The sequence below is a fragment of the Aestuariibacter salexigens DSM 15300 genome (assembly GCF_000429145.1).
GTDB classification, from domain to species: Bacteria; Pseudomonadota; Gammaproteobacteria; order Enterobacterales; family Alteromonadaceae; genus Aestuariibacter; species Aestuariibacter salexigens.
Genome location: NZ_AUBH01000003.1, coordinates 299,855 through 317,001 on the forward strand (window position 1 = coordinate 299,855; position 17,147 = coordinate 317,001).

Annotated in this window: 16 protein-coding genes; 4 read left to right on the forward strand and 12 right to left on the reverse strand. The window is 45.7% G+C overall.

All coding sequences use genetic code 11. The features are described from left to right. The 8 genes from G441_RS0107210 to G441_RS0107245 all read right to left on the reverse strand — a co-directional run bounded on the left by G441_RS0107210 (position 1) and on the right by G441_RS0107245 (position 10,349). Positions 1 to 765: a PP2C family protein-serine/threonine phosphatase gene (locus G441_RS0107210; RefSeq protein WP_051275405.1), complete on the reverse strand. Its 765-nt coding sequence runs from the start codon at positions 763 to 765 to the stop codon at positions 1 to 3. Then, positions 765 to 1,628: a type VI secretion system-associated protein TagF gene (gene tagF, locus G441_RS19250; RefSeq protein WP_051275406.1), complete on the reverse strand. Its 864-nt coding sequence runs from the start codon at positions 1,626 to 1,628 to the stop codon at positions 765 to 767. The genes G441_RS0107210 and tagF overlap by 1 nt, the downstream gene beginning before the upstream one ends. Next, entirely contained in the window at positions 1,628 to 5,191 is a 3,564-nt protein-coding gene (tssM, locus tag G441_RS0107220; protein ID WP_026375724.1) for a type VI secretion system membrane subunit TssM, read from the reverse strand. The genes tagF and tssM overlap by 1 nt, the downstream gene beginning before the upstream one ends. Positions 5,192 to 5,232: 41 nt before the next feature. Then, positions 5,233 to 6,729 carry a type IVB secretion system protein IcmH/DotU gene (gene icmH / locus G441_RS0107225; RefSeq protein ID WP_026375725.1) on the reverse strand — a complete coding sequence of 499 codons (1,497 nt, stop codon included), beginning with the start codon at positions 6,727 to 6,729 and terminating at the stop codon, positions 5,233 to 5,235. A gap of 24 nt (positions 6,730 to 6,753) precedes the next feature. Beyond that, positions 6,754 to 8,109, reverse strand: coding sequence for a type VI secretion system baseplate subunit TssK (tssK, locus tag G441_RS0107230; RefSeq protein WP_026375726.1), 1,356 nt, complete (start codon positions 8,107 to 8,109; stop codon positions 6,754 to 6,756). A 26-nt stretch (positions 8,110 to 8,135) separates the two neighbouring features. Next, positions 8,136 to 8,621, reverse strand: coding sequence for a type VI secretion system lipoprotein TssJ (gene tssJ / locus G441_RS0107235; RefSeq protein ID WP_026375727.1), 486 nt, complete (start codon positions 8,619 to 8,621; stop codon positions 8,136 to 8,138). Positions 8,622 to 8,870: 249 nt separating this feature from the next. Beyond that, the gene (locus tag G441_RS0107240; RefSeq protein WP_026375728.1) at positions 8,871 to 9,386 is read right to left on the reverse strand and encodes an Hcp family type VI secretion system effector; all 516 of its coding nucleotides are present in this window, start codon (positions 9,384 to 9,386) and stop codon (positions 8,871 to 8,873) included. 210 nt (positions 9,387 to 9,596) lie between these two features. After that, a complete protein-coding gene (locus tag G441_RS0107245; RefSeq protein WP_026375729.1) occupies positions 9,597 to 10,349 on the reverse strand; it encodes a hypothetical protein in 753 nt (250 codons plus the stop codon). A 147-nt stretch (positions 10,350 to 10,496) separates the two neighbouring features. Between G441_RS0107245 and G441_RS0107250 the strand changes: the two genes are divergently transcribed. The 4 genes from G441_RS0107250 to G441_RS0107265 are packed head-to-tail and all read left to right on the forward strand — an operon-like array spanning position 10,497 to position 13,794. Continuing rightward, entirely contained in the window at positions 10,497 to 10,739 is a 243-nt protein-coding gene (locus G441_RS0107250; RefSeq protein WP_156896303.1) for a hypothetical protein, read from the forward strand. A 42-nt stretch (positions 10,740 to 10,781) separates the two neighbouring features. Beyond that, positions 10,782 to 11,081, forward strand: coding sequence for a PAAR domain-containing protein (locus tag G441_RS0107255; RefSeq protein WP_026375731.1), 300 nt, complete (start codon positions 10,782 to 10,784; stop codon positions 11,079 to 11,081). A gap of 45 nt (positions 11,082 to 11,126) precedes the next feature. Then, a complete protein-coding gene (locus G441_RS0107260) occupies positions 11,127 to 12,872 on the forward strand; it encodes a hypothetical protein (protein WP_026375732.1) in 1,746 nt (581 codons plus the stop codon). Continuing rightward, positions 12,862 to 13,794, forward strand: a complete 933-nt coding sequence (locus tag G441_RS0107265; RefSeq protein ID WP_026375733.1) for a hypothetical protein — start codon at positions 12,862 to 12,864, stop codon at positions 13,792 to 13,794. The genes G441_RS0107260 and G441_RS0107265 overlap by 11 nt, the downstream gene beginning before the upstream one ends. On the opposite strand, the gene G441_RS0107270 is transcribed toward G441_RS0107265, so the two are convergent. From G441_RS0107270 to G441_RS0107285, 4 genes are read right to left on the reverse strand one after another with little or no spacing between them, the layout of a single operon-like run. Beyond that, on the reverse strand, positions 13,784 to 14,224 hold the full coding sequence (locus G441_RS0107270; protein ID WP_026375734.1) for a DUF3592 domain-containing protein: 441 nt from the start codon (positions 14,222 to 14,224) through the stop codon (positions 13,784 to 13,786). The genes G441_RS0107265 and G441_RS0107270 overlap by 11 nt on opposite strands. Before the next feature lie 9 nt (positions 14,225 to 14,233). After that, positions 14,234 to 15,070 (reverse strand): hypothetical protein, encoded by an 837-nt coding sequence (locus G441_RS0107275; RefSeq protein ID WP_026375735.1) that lies wholly within the window; start codon positions 15,068 to 15,070, stop codon positions 14,234 to 14,236. Between the two features lie 11 nt (positions 15,071 to 15,081). Continuing rightward, the gene (locus G441_RS0107280) at positions 15,082 to 16,788 is read right to left on the reverse strand and encodes a hypothetical protein (protein ID WP_026375736.1); all 1,707 of its coding nucleotides are present in this window, start codon (positions 16,786 to 16,788) and stop codon (positions 15,082 to 15,084) included. Beyond that, positions 16,788 to 17,147: a hypothetical protein gene (locus G441_RS0107285; protein ID WP_026375737.1), complete on the reverse strand. Its 360-nt coding sequence runs from the start codon at positions 17,145 to 17,147 to the stop codon at positions 16,788 to 16,790. Before G441_RS0107285 ends, G441_RS0107280 begins: the two co-directional genes overlap by 1 nt.

A 17,147-nucleotide genomic window follows, 5' to 3' on the forward strand; every position in this document is an offset into this window, starting at 1 on the left:
TCACTGCTCTTCCGCTTCAAACTTTACAGCAACCAGGGTGATATTATCCCGCCCACCTTTTTCGAGCGCGGCATCGACAATATTTTGCAAACTCTGGTACAGGTCGTCATCGCTACAGAGCAGTTCATGAAACTCTTCATCCGTAAGCTCTTTTTCAACCCCGTCACTACATAATACGAGTACGTCACCGGGCTCGATATCCACCATCATAAAGTCAACGCACAAACTTTTATCTGAGCCAACCGCTCTGGTGATCACATTCTTCTCTGGATGCGATTGTGCCTCTGCTTTGGTTATTTCACCGGCATCAAGCATCTCTTGAACAACCGTATGATCTTCGGTTAGTTGCCTAAACCCATCTTTTTTCAATGCGTATAATCGACTGTCTCCCGCCCAGTAACACACAACAAAGTCGTTACAATATGCAAAACCGACTACCGTGCTACCAATCACTTCCTGCTTGGCAGATGCCATTTTGTATAGCGAGTTATTAACTTTCAGCAGTCCCCGCTCTATGGCGTCAACAAACGCCACGAAGTCTCCCTCATCACGTATTTTTTGTAACTTTGCTACGATTGCCTGGCTCGCCACATCTCCCGCGTTGTGGCCTCCCATGCCATCAGCAACGGCCCAGTGCGCATCGGAGTCGTTCAGCATCATGGCATCTTCATTGACTCGTCTTACTTTGCCTTCATGGGTGATACCAGCACTTTCAAAAACAAACTGCTTCTTATCTTGAACAGGCTTACTAGGATTGCTTTCCATTAGAATCCCTTAATGAACTTTTGAAACTGTGAGGAAACCGGCAGAGTGTCATGTAACACCACCTGACGTGGAATATCTTCGCTCCCCTCAGACAGCCAGATACAACCACTAGACAACATGCTTTTTGCCGCGTCTTCATTCATCAGCATCTCGCTATCAGCAAGATTGACTCCCGGGGCAAACTTCTTCGCACCTTTTAACAGCATAGAGGCATTGCGCTGTTCTTCAGACAAACCATCGATGTACGCCTCAACTAAATCTGCGTAATTGTGTCCCAGCTGTTGACATAAGGTCGATACAATAGACTCAAGCATGCCAATTTTTGCTTGCAACGCTTTTTCAAAAGGACTGTCTGGCTCAAGCGCCGCGTTTACCTTCATCTCATTTGTTAGTTCAGCCGTTGCAAATATTTCGTCAACGTCACTCAAATTACGCTCAATTTTTACCAGTTCCAGCGCTTCAACCTGCTCACAAAACCGTTCAAAGTCGGCATTTTCATCCAGCACGTCGAGGAGCATCGTTTCAGCAGATGTAAACCAGTCAAAATAATGTTCAAGCTCGTCATAGTGATGAATGACTTCATCAGCCTGGGCCATCAGGACCAAAGGGAAGTGTCTTCCCACTTTATCTGCGCTGGGGATCCAAACGCCCATCCAGTCACTGTCATCCAACACACCTTTGGCAAAATGAAAATGCCAGATCGGCGCCACTGCATAACGCTCAAGCCATGTTTTACCAAGCTGCTCCCTACTTTCATGCAAACCAAGCTGAAAAAATTCATAAAGCTTATCGGTGACTACTCGCGACAAACCTCGGCTCACGAAATCCCCTTTGGCGGGAAGTTTTCCGTAAAACCCTGCCATCAGAGCTCCCTCGGCATCCGGCTGCTTTGTAATAACCTTGCGCCAATTGGATTAAATTCGGTGTCCACGCGCAGTTCATAGGTGGCATTAAAACCACCGGTTGAAAAAACAATCTCGAATGTCGAGTTTTGCGCCGTCGGAGACAAGCGGTGGTTATCCAACAAACGGAAAAGAGACCATGGTCCGGTTTCAAGCTCAGACGCGTTTTGATTGTCCACCGACGTGAACATCAACTGTGCCCGTTCATCGCCCTGTTCCAACGGCCACACCAGCTTTCTGGAGCGTCGTGGGCCATGAGCATAAAGCAGTTGCTGACTTCCAAGCTGAAGTTGGAACTGAGCAACATTTCCATCAAGCTGTTTGGGAGTCATAGTGAACGACAGACGCGGTGACATCGCACTGCCTGAGAAGAACAATTCAGTGATTTTATGTGCGTTCTGCAATTGAGATATGGTCGAAGAAGATAAACCAAAAGTTTCTCCATCCAAGGCTTTTTCTGTCCACTGGGGCGATCGCGTATTTAAGAAAGGCTCCAGATAGGTATTTAAGAAGCCATCAAATAAACCGTCAGGTCGGAAGAAAGAGGAGAAATCCCGCAGCTCTACTTCAATATCAGTTGAACCATCAAAAGGATACCGACCTTCTATTGCTCGCTCATAGGTAGGTAAAATTTCTTGCTGCCAAAGACCATTAATTTCACTCTTAGCCTGCGTTAACAGCATTTTCCACCCCATGCTCGATAAGGTGTTAAACCAGACTTGCATTTCCTGAGGCATCAATGAACGCGCTGACTTAAGCGTCATGAATGGATCCCTGCCGGTACTCTTTAGCCTGGCATTTACCGCATCAAAGGCGGTGGTCGGTGAGAAACCATCAAACATCGTCTGGTTAATAAACAGCGAGAAACTTCTGGCATCTTGCATGATGCGGTTCAAAGCAGGCTCACCACGGCTTGATTCAACCAGTCGATGAAACGCAGCAAAATGGTCACTAACCACCTGACCTGGCAAACTTGCCAGCCCCGCTTTCTGCGATACCCGTGAAATCCTGTTAGCCTGATTTATCGCTCGCTGTGCCGTTGAGCTAACCACTCCGGCTGCCTCACCTGCAGCCTGCATATCGACATCGGAAGACATGGGCTGCGACAGATTGGTTTCACTGGCGACGGTGTAAACAAGCGTCTCAAGGGGGCCATTAATACTGGTAAACTGTTCAATAGTAGCCGCGCCCTGACTTACCGTCTGGGTCTCAACCAGGGTGATATCCCTTAACAACTTGCTCCAGGTATCGATGTAATCCCGGTAGTAGCGCTGATATAGGTCCTGTGTCAGTTTTGCTCTGTCAATTTCACCGCCCCTGCTGTTATGTGCACCCAATACCCAATTGTTATCCAGATAATCTTGCGCTTTTTGTGCAGAGTTGGGGATGAAATCATTGTAAAACCCAGATTTAGTGAACATCCCGGGAATAAATATCCCCCCTACGTCCTGATTGGAGCGGCTTCTGAACACGTCGATACTAAAGTTGCCCGCAATATCTCGGATGTACAGGTTTTTGCTGCGGTCGCTTTCCAGACTTTGCTTAACATTCAGATAAACCTGTTCAGACAGCGGCATACGTTTCAGCGTTTCCCTCGCTGCAGACACGATCTGCTCGTTTGGCGCAAAGTGATTAAAATTAAAATCCAGTAATGCGCCATGGTGCGTTTTTAATTGCTCCACAATACTTTTTTCAATGGCGTACTGTCTTTGCCAGTCTGCTTCAAAAAGCCCAAACAGCCAGTCCCTTTCAAACGGTACTTCAGCTCTTTCATGCATGCCTGCGTACATAAGGTATGCCTTCAGCACATCGTAAAGTGCCGAGGTATCACCATCATTAATGATATTGATAAGCAACTCTTCGAGGCGCGCTTTAATCATAGGCAATAACTTATTCTCCAGCGTTTCCTGATATAAGCTATTTGTCGCCACCGAGAACTCTGGCTGTTGGCTAAGCCCGAGCGATGCCATTCCCACTTCTTTGTTGTAGGTCTCCTTTGTTGCACGTGCGGCATTAAGTTCCTCAAGCACCCGCTGAAAATCAGAACCTACCCATGCTGAATTGTTTGGCTGGATCTCTGCTTTTTCAAACTCAAGCAATTGATTCTCAGTAGTCAACAACGTCGATTTTTCTGATTGATAACTCATTATCAATCCCACCGCTAATGCGATAGCAGCCATCGATGCCACCACGTAGCCAGCAATGCTTAGTCGCTGCAGTATACGTTTGAAAGACTGGTCAACACCGGCAATATCAGCCTCGGGAATAATGACTTTTGTCAGTAAATCTTTAATGAAGTAACTGCGCCCTTTACTGCTCATTTGCAGAGAGTCGTTACTGTCCATGCCTAATTGCTGAGCCATGTTTCCCAGCAGTTGGTCAAAAGGCGTGCCTTGCTGGGTACCAGACGTAAAGTAGACCCCGCGCAGCAACTGCGTTGACTGGAAGCGATTGCTGCCGAAAATACTCGACAGAAACATTTCAACGCCTTGCTTGAGTGACCCAAATTGGGCAGGAAAACCAATTATTCTGGCTTTTTTCTCAGGGTCTCTCTCATTCGCGACCCTCTCGATAAGCTGCTGATGGATACGTTCGTACAATGCATCCAATGCACTGGAAAGCTCTTCCTGAGAGTAATCACTCTCTGAATTCTTCGACAGCGCGAATGTATGTCCCCAAACCTGCGCACGTTGTTCAGATTCCAGATCGCCGAAAAAGTCATTGAACCCCGCGATCATGTCGCATTTAGTGAACATAAAATAGACGGGAAATTGTGTATTCAGATGCTGGCTTAATTCTTCGATACGCTTTCTGATGGTTTTGGCGTAAAACATCAGATCATTTTCTGACAATGTCAGCAAGTCTGTAATACTTACGGCAACCAATGCGCCATTGATCGGCCGCTGCTTTCTGTACCGCTTCAAAAGGGACATAAAGCTTGTCCATGCGGTTTGGTCTAGTTCTTTTTGACTATCCTGAGTAGTAAATCGTCCCGCTGTATCAATGAGTACAGCATCACTGGTAAACCACCAATCACAGTGACGTGTGCCGCCAATACCCTTGACAGCCTCCAGACCGATTCGGTCCTCGAGAGGAAACTCTAAACCAGAGTTCAGTAATGCTGTTGTTTTCCCGGACCCGGGAGGCCCAATGATGATGTACCAAGGAAGCTCGTATAAATAATTTTTACCGCGCTTGGAAGAACTGGAAGATTTGAGCATATCCACGGCCTGCTCAAACCGCTCGCGGATTATCTGGCTCTCCTCTGCAAGCACATCGTTATCATCAGCGCCCATTTCATTGAGAAGCTGTTTGTTTTTTCTTTTCGCGACGAGAAGCTTGCGCACTTCATTCGCGGCAACAATGAAAACGACGATCAGAATCAACAACAGCCTGCTGGCTATGCTATCCAAAAAATAATTATCGGAAATCGCAATGAGCGGCCCGACGAACCAGACCAGCAGCGCAAAAGCCAGTAAACCAATTCCTTTGATAAACCATGGATGGCCAAATATTCTTTTCATTGTTTCCACCGTGCTCTTACAAATGCATCATATTTAGAGGGTTATTTTCTAACCAAAATTTCTACTCGACGATTAAGCGCCCTGTTTTCCTCAGAGCTGTTATCAACGAGCGGTTGCGTATCGGCCAAGCCTTTTGACGCTATACGCACATTGGCAGGTAAGGCTCGCTCTAAAATCGCTTTAACTGACTCCGCTCTCGCCGTAGACAAGGCCCAGTTATTACTGAAGCGCAAGGTTCTGATGGGCACATTGTCGGTGTGTCCAGTGACCTGGATACTCAACCTATTGTTGCCCAATGCGATCGCTATTTTTTCCACGACGCCGATGTATTCATTTGCCAAAACATCGCTACCAGAACGGAACAGGTTGGCGTCTGTCAGTCTTATCATTGTGCCTTGCTCAGTTTGTTCCAATGCCACCATGTCGTTACGCAATTCAAAATCAAGCGCATTTTGTAGCAGCGTATAGAAATCAATTTCCTGCTCGACTAGATCTGGCTGACTGACAGCAGGTAAAGAAGCCCTGCCCAACTGTGAGTAATTGATTGGGGTAACTTCCAGCGCTTCAGTTTTAGGCAGACGCGCCAACATTCTATGCAGCGGATCGGCCTGCTGATTGAGAAAGATTGTTAGGGCGAAATACACCAGTAATACCACACTACCGGCGATTGACCAGGCGACCCATTGCGGAAGAATCGTCAGCAATGACTGGCGTTTTTCTGGCACCCCCTGCCATTGATCCGATAATGCCGATGGTACCTGACCTTTATTGCGCAAAAGCATTAGGCGAGTGTTTGAGATCACACTATTGAGCTCTCTGTCTCCGTTAGGGAGCTGTCGATATTTGCCCTCAAAGCCAAGCTCCAACGCCACGTAATAAAGCTCAATTACCGGCAGGTTTTGAATTGGATTGGCAAGCATTTGCTCCAAATAAAGGAAAAAATTTTCGCCTCCCCACGACTCCTGGTGATAGTGCACAAGCAGACTTTCATTTGCCCAATCGCTTTGTGCTCCCCAAGGGGTATTCAGCACCAGATCATCGATTAAGCAACAAAGGCCATAGCTTGCTTTCAACAGCTGCTGAGGGTCTGGTGCCAGGAAAAAGTTTACCGATTTAAAGTAGTCCATTTGTTGTATCGCGTATTGATACAGCTGCGGAAGATCAACGGACTGAGATGAAAAACGCACTTTCCCTACCAGCGTTATCAATGGCGTGACAAGCTCCAACAGAGGATTTCGATGGCCAGGCTGCACTGCCTGATATTGCTCTGCGGGAGCTGCCGCAGGTTGCATCGGTGCAGCTGGCGGAGGTTGCTGAGCGAAAGGCTGTGGAGCTTGCTGAGGCTGCATGGCTGGCTCAGCATAGCGTTGTATATTCGGAGGCGGAGTTGAAGGCAGTTGGTAACGCGGAATATTCGGCGGCGGTGACTGCGGCCCACCCTGATTAGGGGCTCTGGGCCTGACGATGGTTTTATCGTCTGCCTGTCCGGTATTAATTGGACGCCTGCCTCCCGGGCGGATGACCGTTTTATCGTTCATTTATTTACTCCTCGGACCCTGCATTCATTTGCGATTAATTGCCCAAAGTTGTAACTCAAGACCAGGAAAGTTTCCGCTTACATGAAATGCCATTCCCTTCGATGCCTTTAACTCTTCCCACAGTGGATTTTTACTATTTAATTCAAAGTACTGAAATCCCGCATGATAAGGGATTTCTCGTGGCGCCTGCGGCAGTGGCTGCAGCTCAATACCGGGCAACGCACTTTGAATAAGCTGGAATATTTTTTCACCCGGGCCAATCTTGATTTGCGCAGGAAATTGCGACCGGATCATTTCAGAAGACACTTGAGCGGTTACTGCAAGCACAAGGTTACCTGAATTTAACACTTCTTTATTCGTTAACCGAGCAGCACGAATGCCCTGTTTGGGTGGCGAGAGTGGAATAGATGTCGCAATCTGCTCGAGCACTACGGAGAACGACGAGAAGATATCTGACATGACGGTCTGGAATATCGACGTCGGCTCTTCATGATTGTAGGTTGGGAATGCAATCGGACGCTTTTCCGCTTTCATAAAGGTCGAGAGTTCGCCGGAAAAGCTCAGCAGCATCATATACACATCGAACGGATGGATATTACACGACTTATTTAGCTGATTGAGCTGAGGCTCTATCCTGTTTAACAGCTGTAATAGCATAAAGTCACTTACCTCAGCTACCCCCCCGCTGCCGCCAGAACCAGACACTCGCTGAGCAAGTGCTGCAGCACGGGTGCTAACCATACTTTCGAACTCTGCTAGAAAGTTTTTCAGTGTGGGGGAGGCATCCAGACGCAGAGCGCAAGGCATAAAGGTTTCATCCAGTACAATTTTGCTCGCGACCACTTCCTTGATGTGCGCAATAGGGATTTTCATCATCCCATCAGGAACACGTTTGGCGTCATCCCCTCCTTCCAGCTCTTCGTATAACAGCTGTACTCTTAGTTCACCCATTTCTATCGATGAGGTTTTGCCATTGTCGTCGGAACGGTCAATCAGCTGTTTTTGCACAGGTTTAAATCTGATGAGACTGGAGGGCTCATCAGAATTGCCCACTTCAGCACCGCTATCTCGTAAGTAAGGAAGCACTAAATATATTATCGCGTTACGTGTCCCATCAGAGAGATAGAGAGGGAGAGGCAAACTCTCTTCATCAGGCGCACAATAAGCGGTGCCATCAGAAAAAATCGCTGAGCACTTAAGCAGTGAAAATTGCCCTACATCTAGCTCTGATTGATTGATCTGAAGTTTACTCACACCCCACGCGAAGGACTGTAAACTTTTTACACGATGTTGAAGTGCGCTGAGCAGGAATTTCTCCTGCTGCTGAAAGTGCTGAGGACGAATAAATGCACCTTCTCGCCATACCGTTTTCCACGTCATATACAGTCCTTATATTCGCTGGGAAATTAACAGCTACCGCTCACCGACACGTCCAGTCTACTGATCGTTATGCATAAATCAGCTGGCTTGTTGCCGTCATACGCATAGATACGCTTTGGGCGAGAATTCACTTCGTCTTGAAAGGCGGCAAGAATGCCAATAAATCTCGTTTCTTTGAAAACCGTCAACTGATAGGTATTACTTCTACCGGGGAAAATAGTCATCTGATCTACGTCTCGCATATCCGCGCCTAACACGCTGGCATGAGAGTCGAGAAGCTTATCCAGTTGCGCATCTCTAAATTGCACGTCGTTGGTTAACTGAAATACTTTGAGTACGAGCGGTGAAGGCCTGCCTGACTGGTCCGGGTTAATATCACTGGCAACGTCCAGTGTTATCTCAACTTTCTCGCTGTCTCCAGAAAACAACTCAATGTCAGGTACACCAAACTCGGGACTGGAGCTACATCCTTGAATAAAGACGAATAGCGTGGCCAATAAAAAATACCGCATACGTAATCTCAACTTTGTTTTTAGGCTTAGTAGAAGCGTTACCAGTAATAATGTATACGCTTAACCTGCTGAAGTATAGACTAATAAACGTTCGTAATTTGAGTTTAAAGCAAACCCGTCGAAGGTCACGAATCTTACCGGATAACGCGACGTGCAATAGCAATGTAGACGAACTTTGATTAGAGAAATCTGTCTAGAACAAAAAAGCCGCCTAAAGCGGCGGCTACACTTTCTAACACACAACAGGGATTAGGTGCGAGGTGCACGCCAGTCATCAGATCCCTGAGTACCGGCGACTTCGTGCGTCCAGGTAACGCGACGGTAAGTCAGCGACACATCTTCCATATGAGAGAAGTGCGCCATGGCTGGATCTTGTGCATTCGGCATGTAGGATTTGATATCAACGATCACTGCATCTTCCAACTCATGAGTGAAATAATGTTCCTGGGTGCCCGTCATTGACGTGCGGTACCATTTAACGGTGACTTTGCTTAAACGCTCACCACTACAAAGCGCATCAAACAACTTAGGTGATGCTTTGTCATAAACTTTAGTCAATACAAATGGTTGGTGAACGCGCTGACCGGTAGGCTGTCCGCTCTGTGGGTCACGTGGAATGATAACTTCGTGTTTGAATGCTTGGACGGTACTTTCATCAGTGTGATCAGACTGATATGCATTACCCATTGAATCAACGGTGTTTGCACCTTCGGTGATTAGACCAGACTTTGTACCTTCGATCGTAACGTATGCAACTGTTGGCATCTTAATTTCCTCTAAACAAATTAATGGTGTTAATTCGTGTGCCAACGTGGGCAGCACGTAAAATCAGACTCGATAAGACTAATCCACAATGCGTGCCAACTTTTATAACTAACTGATTTAAAACATCTTTATAAAACTCGGTAGCTCAACCGCGTCTGCACGCCCTGTCCACCTTGCCCCTCGAGAGCGAATTTTCTTACATGTGAGCAATTAACTGCTCACATGTGCCACAAGATTATCTTTAACGGTATGCGGAATATTTTCAATCGCATCCATGTCAATCAATTCCGCGAAAGTAGAACTGCCCGAAAACTGTGTCGCCATCTTTATGACATCTTCCTGAGGCTGAAAGGACTGCACAGATGCACTTAGCACAATATAGGGCAACTCTCCGCTTGTATCAGCTAGTGTCCGCACTTCAACCTGATATCCCATACCATTAAAGAGTCGGGTTAATCCCGGATTATTCTCAAACAGCAGTTGCATGGTGAGCTGGTCTATGACGAGACGAGAAACATCATCTTGTGACAATGTTTTTCCGGAGACTTTTGCTTGCAGTAGGCGGTTGATGTTCATACTGCTATCGTATGTGAGAACCCACTCTGTAGGAGAACTAATCGTAATCGCTTTATCGCCTATCTGTTGAATGTACTCCCACTGATTCAGTGATAGCTTGCTGCTGACGGTAGGAACAATGCTGGACAGCTTGGCTGTCATACCGAACGCATCTTTCATGATGCTCTTGTATCGTTCCTGAAGAAACGAAAAATTCTTCTCTGAGCCCACCACTTTATCTTTACTGTTGCCCGCCATGAATTCGCCAAGTACTTTCCGTGGGGAGAAGAGCTGCGTAATGGTTTTTACATACCCAGTAAGCTCTTTATTAAGGTACTCAGAAACTTTATTAGACAGCTCACGCAATTCTGCCATTTTATCTACTTGAATTTCTTTGGTTGCAGGCATGATAACCTCTTGATTTATTGTGTACTTCGAATCAGTTGTCTATTATTCAAGCATACTTTGTGCACGACGCATATGGAAAAGGGGCAGAAATATTGCTGGTATTATTGGATTGATACCCAATTTATTCTGAAAAAAGGGGAGAAATACATGAAAGATCTTTTAGAGTCATTTACTGACGATTTAAGCGATATGGCAGGCGAAATTACCGAAGGGTCAATATGTGGTGCAATCGGAGCAGGGACTACAGCAGTTTCGGGAGTAGCCATCGCCGGCACAACAGGCAGCGCACCACTGGCAATTGGCGGTGGTCTTGCAATTGGCGTGACTGCATATAAAGCATGTAAAAAGTATGGACTCGATGACGACATTCGAGACTTGCTCAATAAATAGCTGATACACTGGCCCAACCTTCGGAATTGAGGAGATAAAAAGATGCCACCTGCAGCACGAATAGGCGACATGCACGTTTGTCCGATGGTAACACCGGGGACGCCCCCCATTCCTCATGTTGGTGGTCCGGTGTCAGGACCTGCCATTCCTAATGTCATCATCGGAGGCATGCCCGCCGCTACCTTAGGCGATATGTGCGTTTGCGTGGGTCCTCCTGACACAATTGCAAAAGGTTCTTCAACTGTGATTATTGGTGGTAAACCAGCCGCCCGAATGGGAGATACCACAGCGCATGGCGGTTCCATAGTGATGGGCTTCCCAACCGTTATGATTGGTGGTTAAGCTATCGGTAGTGATACCGTATCTCATATGATGCACAGCTAAATAATGCCAGATTCAAATAAACTCAGTAGCGAGAAACCGGTTGGTGAATCGGTGCAATCCTGTCCGCTAAAGGGACGGTTTAACTTTATTGTGAATTGCGAAGTGCCTTCTGACATAAGTCAGTTGCCAGAAGAAAATAAAGCAAACTACACGCTTAATATCTCACTAAAAAATACACAGACGCAGGAAATAATAAAGCACAAAATGAAGCTGATGTGCCCTGTGTGTGCAGACACTTCTGAGCTTCTTATGATGGGGCTTTATGAAATTACAGCAGAGCCAGATAAACGCAGCGATTATTCAACACCAGCGATGCAAATGAGTTTTTGTCCGCCAGCAAATGGCGTAACGACCGTCACAATAAACCTGCAAAGAATAAAGCTAATTGAATTCACTCCGGGAAAAGACCTGAAAGCCTTTATAAACCTTACCGACAGAGAAAAAGGTACGTTAAAAGATAATGAACAACCCGGCCGGGAGGTAAAAGTCAGTGCCAAAATCAACCGGCCGGTTGCAGGTAAGAAGATCTTTTTTAAGTTTGTTCCCAAAAGTACTGGCACGCCTGAAATTACTGACAATGCCCACAAAGCCAAGCTTGCAGTAGTCGGAGGGAAATCAACTCAAATAGAACAAGAAATTGTCGAGTCTGAAACCAATGCAGAGGGCATTGCCGAAGCTACCTTTACTACGTCCAGATACGGCGGCGATAAGTTCAAACTGTTTGCCAGTCTTAATGAAAGTTTTACCAAGAATGACTCAAAATCTTCAGGAATTATTACCGTATGGAGAAAGTTGTGGTACCAACTGAACTATCACAAAGACCTCAGTAGTAAGCTTCCGAGTATGACAACTGCAGTAAATAATTTAAAAGATGCTTTTATAGAATTAGAGGCCGAGAAAGACGTACTACACACTTTAGAAAAAATATCACATCCCAAATGGAACAAACCGAAAACGCTAGTAGGTATTCATAACCAAGCAGACTACCATGCCCTTAGAAAAAGCAATTACGAGGACAAGAGCGTTCACATTGTGTTTGCCGATGAGGTTTATCATGGGTACGACGTCACTATTGATGTGAAAGGTATTTTAGACAGCTCGACTGGCTTGGTGACTTTGGATGATGATGAAGAAATACCATTTGAATTTTTCTCTCCTCCCCTACAAAAAGGTAAAAAACTATTCGTGAGTGGGACATGGAAATGTGTTAATGACACGAACGTGAATGGCTCATTCACTGACGAGCCAAATAAGGTGAACGATAAAATTGGCTTGGTCAAATATCACAGTGAGCAGTTTCTAGAGGTTTCGCTACCCAAACTTGCAATGGCCAGCAAAAAAAATCCGGTGAATGTCATTATCGAAGTAACACCTGCAGTTGGACCATTGCTAGGAGATGCCAGTACCCCTCCACATAACTTAATTAATGTGAGTACTAGTATTAAAGAAATTATGGAGACAATAATCCATGAACTCGGACACAATATAAATATGACCCCACATACTGATCATTGTGAAAGTCCTGCAGGGTTCACACTCAGTCATAGCAAGCTATACAGCAAAACAGGCCCGCACTGTTGGTCTGGTGGGAAAAAGGTGGGAGATGAATTTAAGGAGGACGGCACATGTGTTATGTTCCATGCAGGCACTCCCAAGTGCACATCACAATTTTGTCACGAATGTATGCCTTATGTATTAGCCCAAGACCTGACAAAATTCAGAAAAAATAAAGCCAAAGATGACAAGTAATCGTCCACTTATCAGTCAAGTAAACGACCAAGACTTATATAGTCAGAGGGCTTTAAAAGGTGAAGCACGAGAAGCACTATTTAGTATCGATGATCGAGCCGGGCTTTGGATTCTGTCACCAGACAAGGAATCACAGAAGTATGCTTTTATACCAGTTTTTTTGCTAGGAAATGAAACGCCTGACTTACCCCGAAATACTAACTTCAAGAATCACGGCCATTTAATCCTTCATGACTCTAAAATTTGTAAAATAAAGTTCGTTCGGTTCTTCACTCCATTGGATTTAAAGCCGTTAACACGCCCTGAAGAGCGACAAAATCCAGCTCCCAAAGGATTTATAAAGAGGCCATTTACAAAGCAGGTGATTGGATACAAGCTCATCGACAAAGCGGAACTTTCTGGCTTTAAAGATACTGTGCACATTATTGCCAGTTCGGGGGAACTGGTCTCCAATACGGGTACGGTTAAATTGCTTGAAAAAAGTGAAGATGCCGCAAAAACTGAGCCAGAAGCACTTGAACCTCTGGGCGTTAACACCGGTATAAGAGATGTAAAAGTATCTCAGGCTCCGCTGAGAGCAGGCGATTCAACCAGTGCAAAAATTGAAGCAGTTGAAGGAACACTGCCTCAACACAATATCGAATTATTGATTAACATAGATGAGCAAAACCTTGGCAAACCAGTTCCGCTACATTTGATAATAAACGGTAAATTTATCAGGAATCCGGTGATCGTATCGGGGATGGTAGGGCCATTCCAAGGTGAGCACAACCACATTTCGTTCATTGTCAGCTTTCAGGACATACTCATCAGTCACTTCGGCGAGGACGCAATGCCACCTGGCAACATAAATGTTCTCATCCTTACAGTGAATAACTTGTCATTAATGTCTGATGTAGATATTGGTGCCGCTAAAGAATAAACCTCAACAACATGCCAATAACCATCAAAATTACGCCAAAACCAATAATTATTAGCACCCAGCCCCACAAACTGAAGAAATCCGTCAATTGCGGCTCTGAAGGGTTGTTCGAAAGGTAAAGCAGCTCGACTTGCTCACTCGCACCAGCCTCGGCAGTAGTACTGCTCACAAATTCGATCGTTTCGCCCTGCTGGGTCTCAAATGAAATAACCGGACTTGCCTGAGATGTATTAACACGCCCGGCGAACCCCGATTCAGTGTCTTGACCGCGCTGTATTCGATTCCCGTCAGCATACTCGTAGCCGACTATGACACCAGTCGCTTTTATTGCAGCGTCTACGAATTGTTTTTGATTCCAGAGCTTCCAAGAGCCCCATACCACGGCCAGTGCACCCAAGCAAAGAACAATCAGGCCAATCGATGCTTTCATGCCAACTCCTTACAGCACCACGTACCATTGGTTTTGGATCTTACCCAGGAAAGCGGGCAGCTCGTAGCGTTCTCCTTCATCATCTTCGGGGGATCTTATCGTATGTGACCAATCAGAATTAATGAGCTGCACCATTCGTCCATTGGCACAGAGCCTGAAGTCAGTTGAGTCTTTGTTGAATGGTTCAGCTTTACTGGCAAGGAGGCGGTTGCTGCTTATGTCAGTCAGCATATCCGACCTAAATTCCTGCTCACCATAAGCTGGTAGAGCTTTCCCAATGTCTTTTAATGATGGGTCACAGTAACGCACAACGGTCTGGGCATCTCCGCTAACAAAGGCGTTGTAAATAAGCTCTGCGGTTTTCTCTATGGCAGCCATATCAGTTAACAGATCAATCGGCTGACACTGCTGCCATATCCATGGGCCCAGCATAGGACCTAAATCCCGTGTATCTGAGACACTGTAGGGAAAGCGTATATCTTTATGCTGTTCCGCGTCATACTCCCAGTTGAGCTGCATGAGAATTCTGCCATTTTTGGTATCGCCAGCGAATGCACCCACTGGATAACTCATTAAACGAATGCAGACTGATGGTTTATTTTTTAAGCCGTCTGTGTTCTGCTGTTCATCGAGTTCACGAACAGTACTCGGTGTTGGACCGGGGTTTATTACCACTTCCATCTGGTTAGTTCCATCTAACAGTAAGTGGTGGGCATTCATTGAATGAAAGTTTTCTCCTTCGCCCATGAGTCGAACAGGAATATCATTGAAATAAAATTCAGCGCTGCAGTCCTTAATATACAAATCAAGATGCAACATAAAATCGCGATTAATTTGTTGAATCATTGCCGTCCTTTCTAATCGATAATGTAGCGCGGTTTAAAGATCTGTTTTTCTTTGCAAATTGTTTTCTTCCACGGTGGAGATTTTTTCTTTTTGAAGTGTGTGAAGTATGCATATAGGTAAGCTTCGTTACGCTTACCTTCACCGCGGACTCTAAACGGCTTAACGACCGTGAATTTTACAGACATGGATGCAGCAACACCGGCTTTTGAGTCCATACCATAGCCAACAACGGTAACTTTGAACTGCGCATAAAGTTCGCTGCTTGATACCACCTCATTGGTCCAAAGCACTTTTTCAAAGTCTTCAACCTTAGTTGAACTTTCCTTGCCTATCTTGGGAATTCTGTCTGCATCGTCTTTGCCTGCAAGACGGAAACTGGTCTCTGCTTTGCAATCAAGCGAAAGCTTTAACTCTATCTTTGCTATGACTTCCCAAGTCGGATTTTTAAACCAGTTAAGAACCCCAGGCGACTTACACTCAACGCCGAAAAATGTAGCAAATTCAAGCTTTACAAGCGACATAGCCAGGTTTATCTGCCCGTATGGCTCAACCCACTTATACTCGGCAGTATCGTGATTCGAGCCCGCTTCAATACCCCATTCGCCACCGATGGTGCCGGCTAAGACGTCGAGCTTAAACGACCACCCAAACCCTACTTGCGGAACGGCTTTTCGAAGGTCATCAATAAACGAAAAACCCTTTACTATGGATTTGCGGGTAGCAATGATCTTGTTGATCGTATCCAGACCCGGCAGCTCAATGCCATTACGAGTCAGCTTGGCGAATTCTGAGAGTTCTGAAGATTTGGTTATTTCGTTAGTTTTGCCATCGAGAGTCTCTGTCTCGGTGGTAAAGTATCCAGCATCTACCTCAGCATACTCTTTAACTGCACCATTCTCGTATGAAGTGACTTGTGTGGGACCGCCGCTCCACTTGGCCTCAGTTACTTTTTTAGCTCCTCCGATCCCTCGTTCTTCGGTGTAGGAAGATTCCTTGCTGACTACACTCGGAATAGATATTTCTAGTACATATTTGTCTTCGCGGTAAACGCGAATAAGCCCGATCAGTTTCTTGTTAGGTTTTTTCCCATCATCCCGAACTCCACATCCCTCTGCTTCAACTACAATGTCTTTGATATGCTTAGGCTTTCTGGAGTCTTCAAAGAAGTACAACGTATCTCGCAGGTGTAGCTTGGCTACATGCTTGTCAACAGGCATACTTTTGCCATAAATATCCATAGGTACAACGGACTGCATGACATAGGTAGACTTGGACTTCAGACCATCATTGGTGTCGTAATTCGGATTGCGCATCACAATCTTTGGATGCTCGGACTTCGGACAAGTCCCAATAGGTACTGAGACGTTTGCAGCCACAGTTGCCTTTTTCACTTCTGTTGCATCGGTTCTTAATGGCGGTGCGAGAACTTCTAAAACCGCGTCGTACAGACCAACGTTTAGATATTTCTGATTTTTTAAGTACGGCAGGTCTTTCGGCTGCAAAGGTTTGTCCCGATGCGTTCTGGGCTCTGTGGTAACCGCTTTGTGTTCAGTACCGTTGGAATCCACCACAATGAGTTCCAAGTTACCAACATCACAAGGTATGACTTTGTTTTCTTTTAGTGGACAACTCTGGGTACTTGAGCCGGCTTGTTTATCTTTACTGAGTTTGCCGCTGGATGAAGAGCCTGACTGACTGCTCGTCTTTTTCTTCGCCATTACGCTTCCTCCGCATTATCGCTGTCGGCCTCAATGGCGTCTCTCAATCCCTGAATTTTACTCTGGCCAGGAACGTATTGGCTGCCCAGCCATTCTAAGTCGAAGTTAATGCTTTTATAAAACCCTTCACCGTGCTCTAGGTTAAGCACCATGAAATCGAAAACATCTTGTTCAATCGTTATGTTAAGTCTTCTGGATTCTTTCAGTAACCCTTCTAATCGGGTATACAACTCAGACTCTGACATAGGGTCAAGCAGCTCCTCAAACTCCTCATCGAGTATCGATTTCACTTTGTACAAAAAAACCTTATCTGAATTCTGTGAGAGTGCTTCCATCTGTTCACTGGTAATTGACAACAT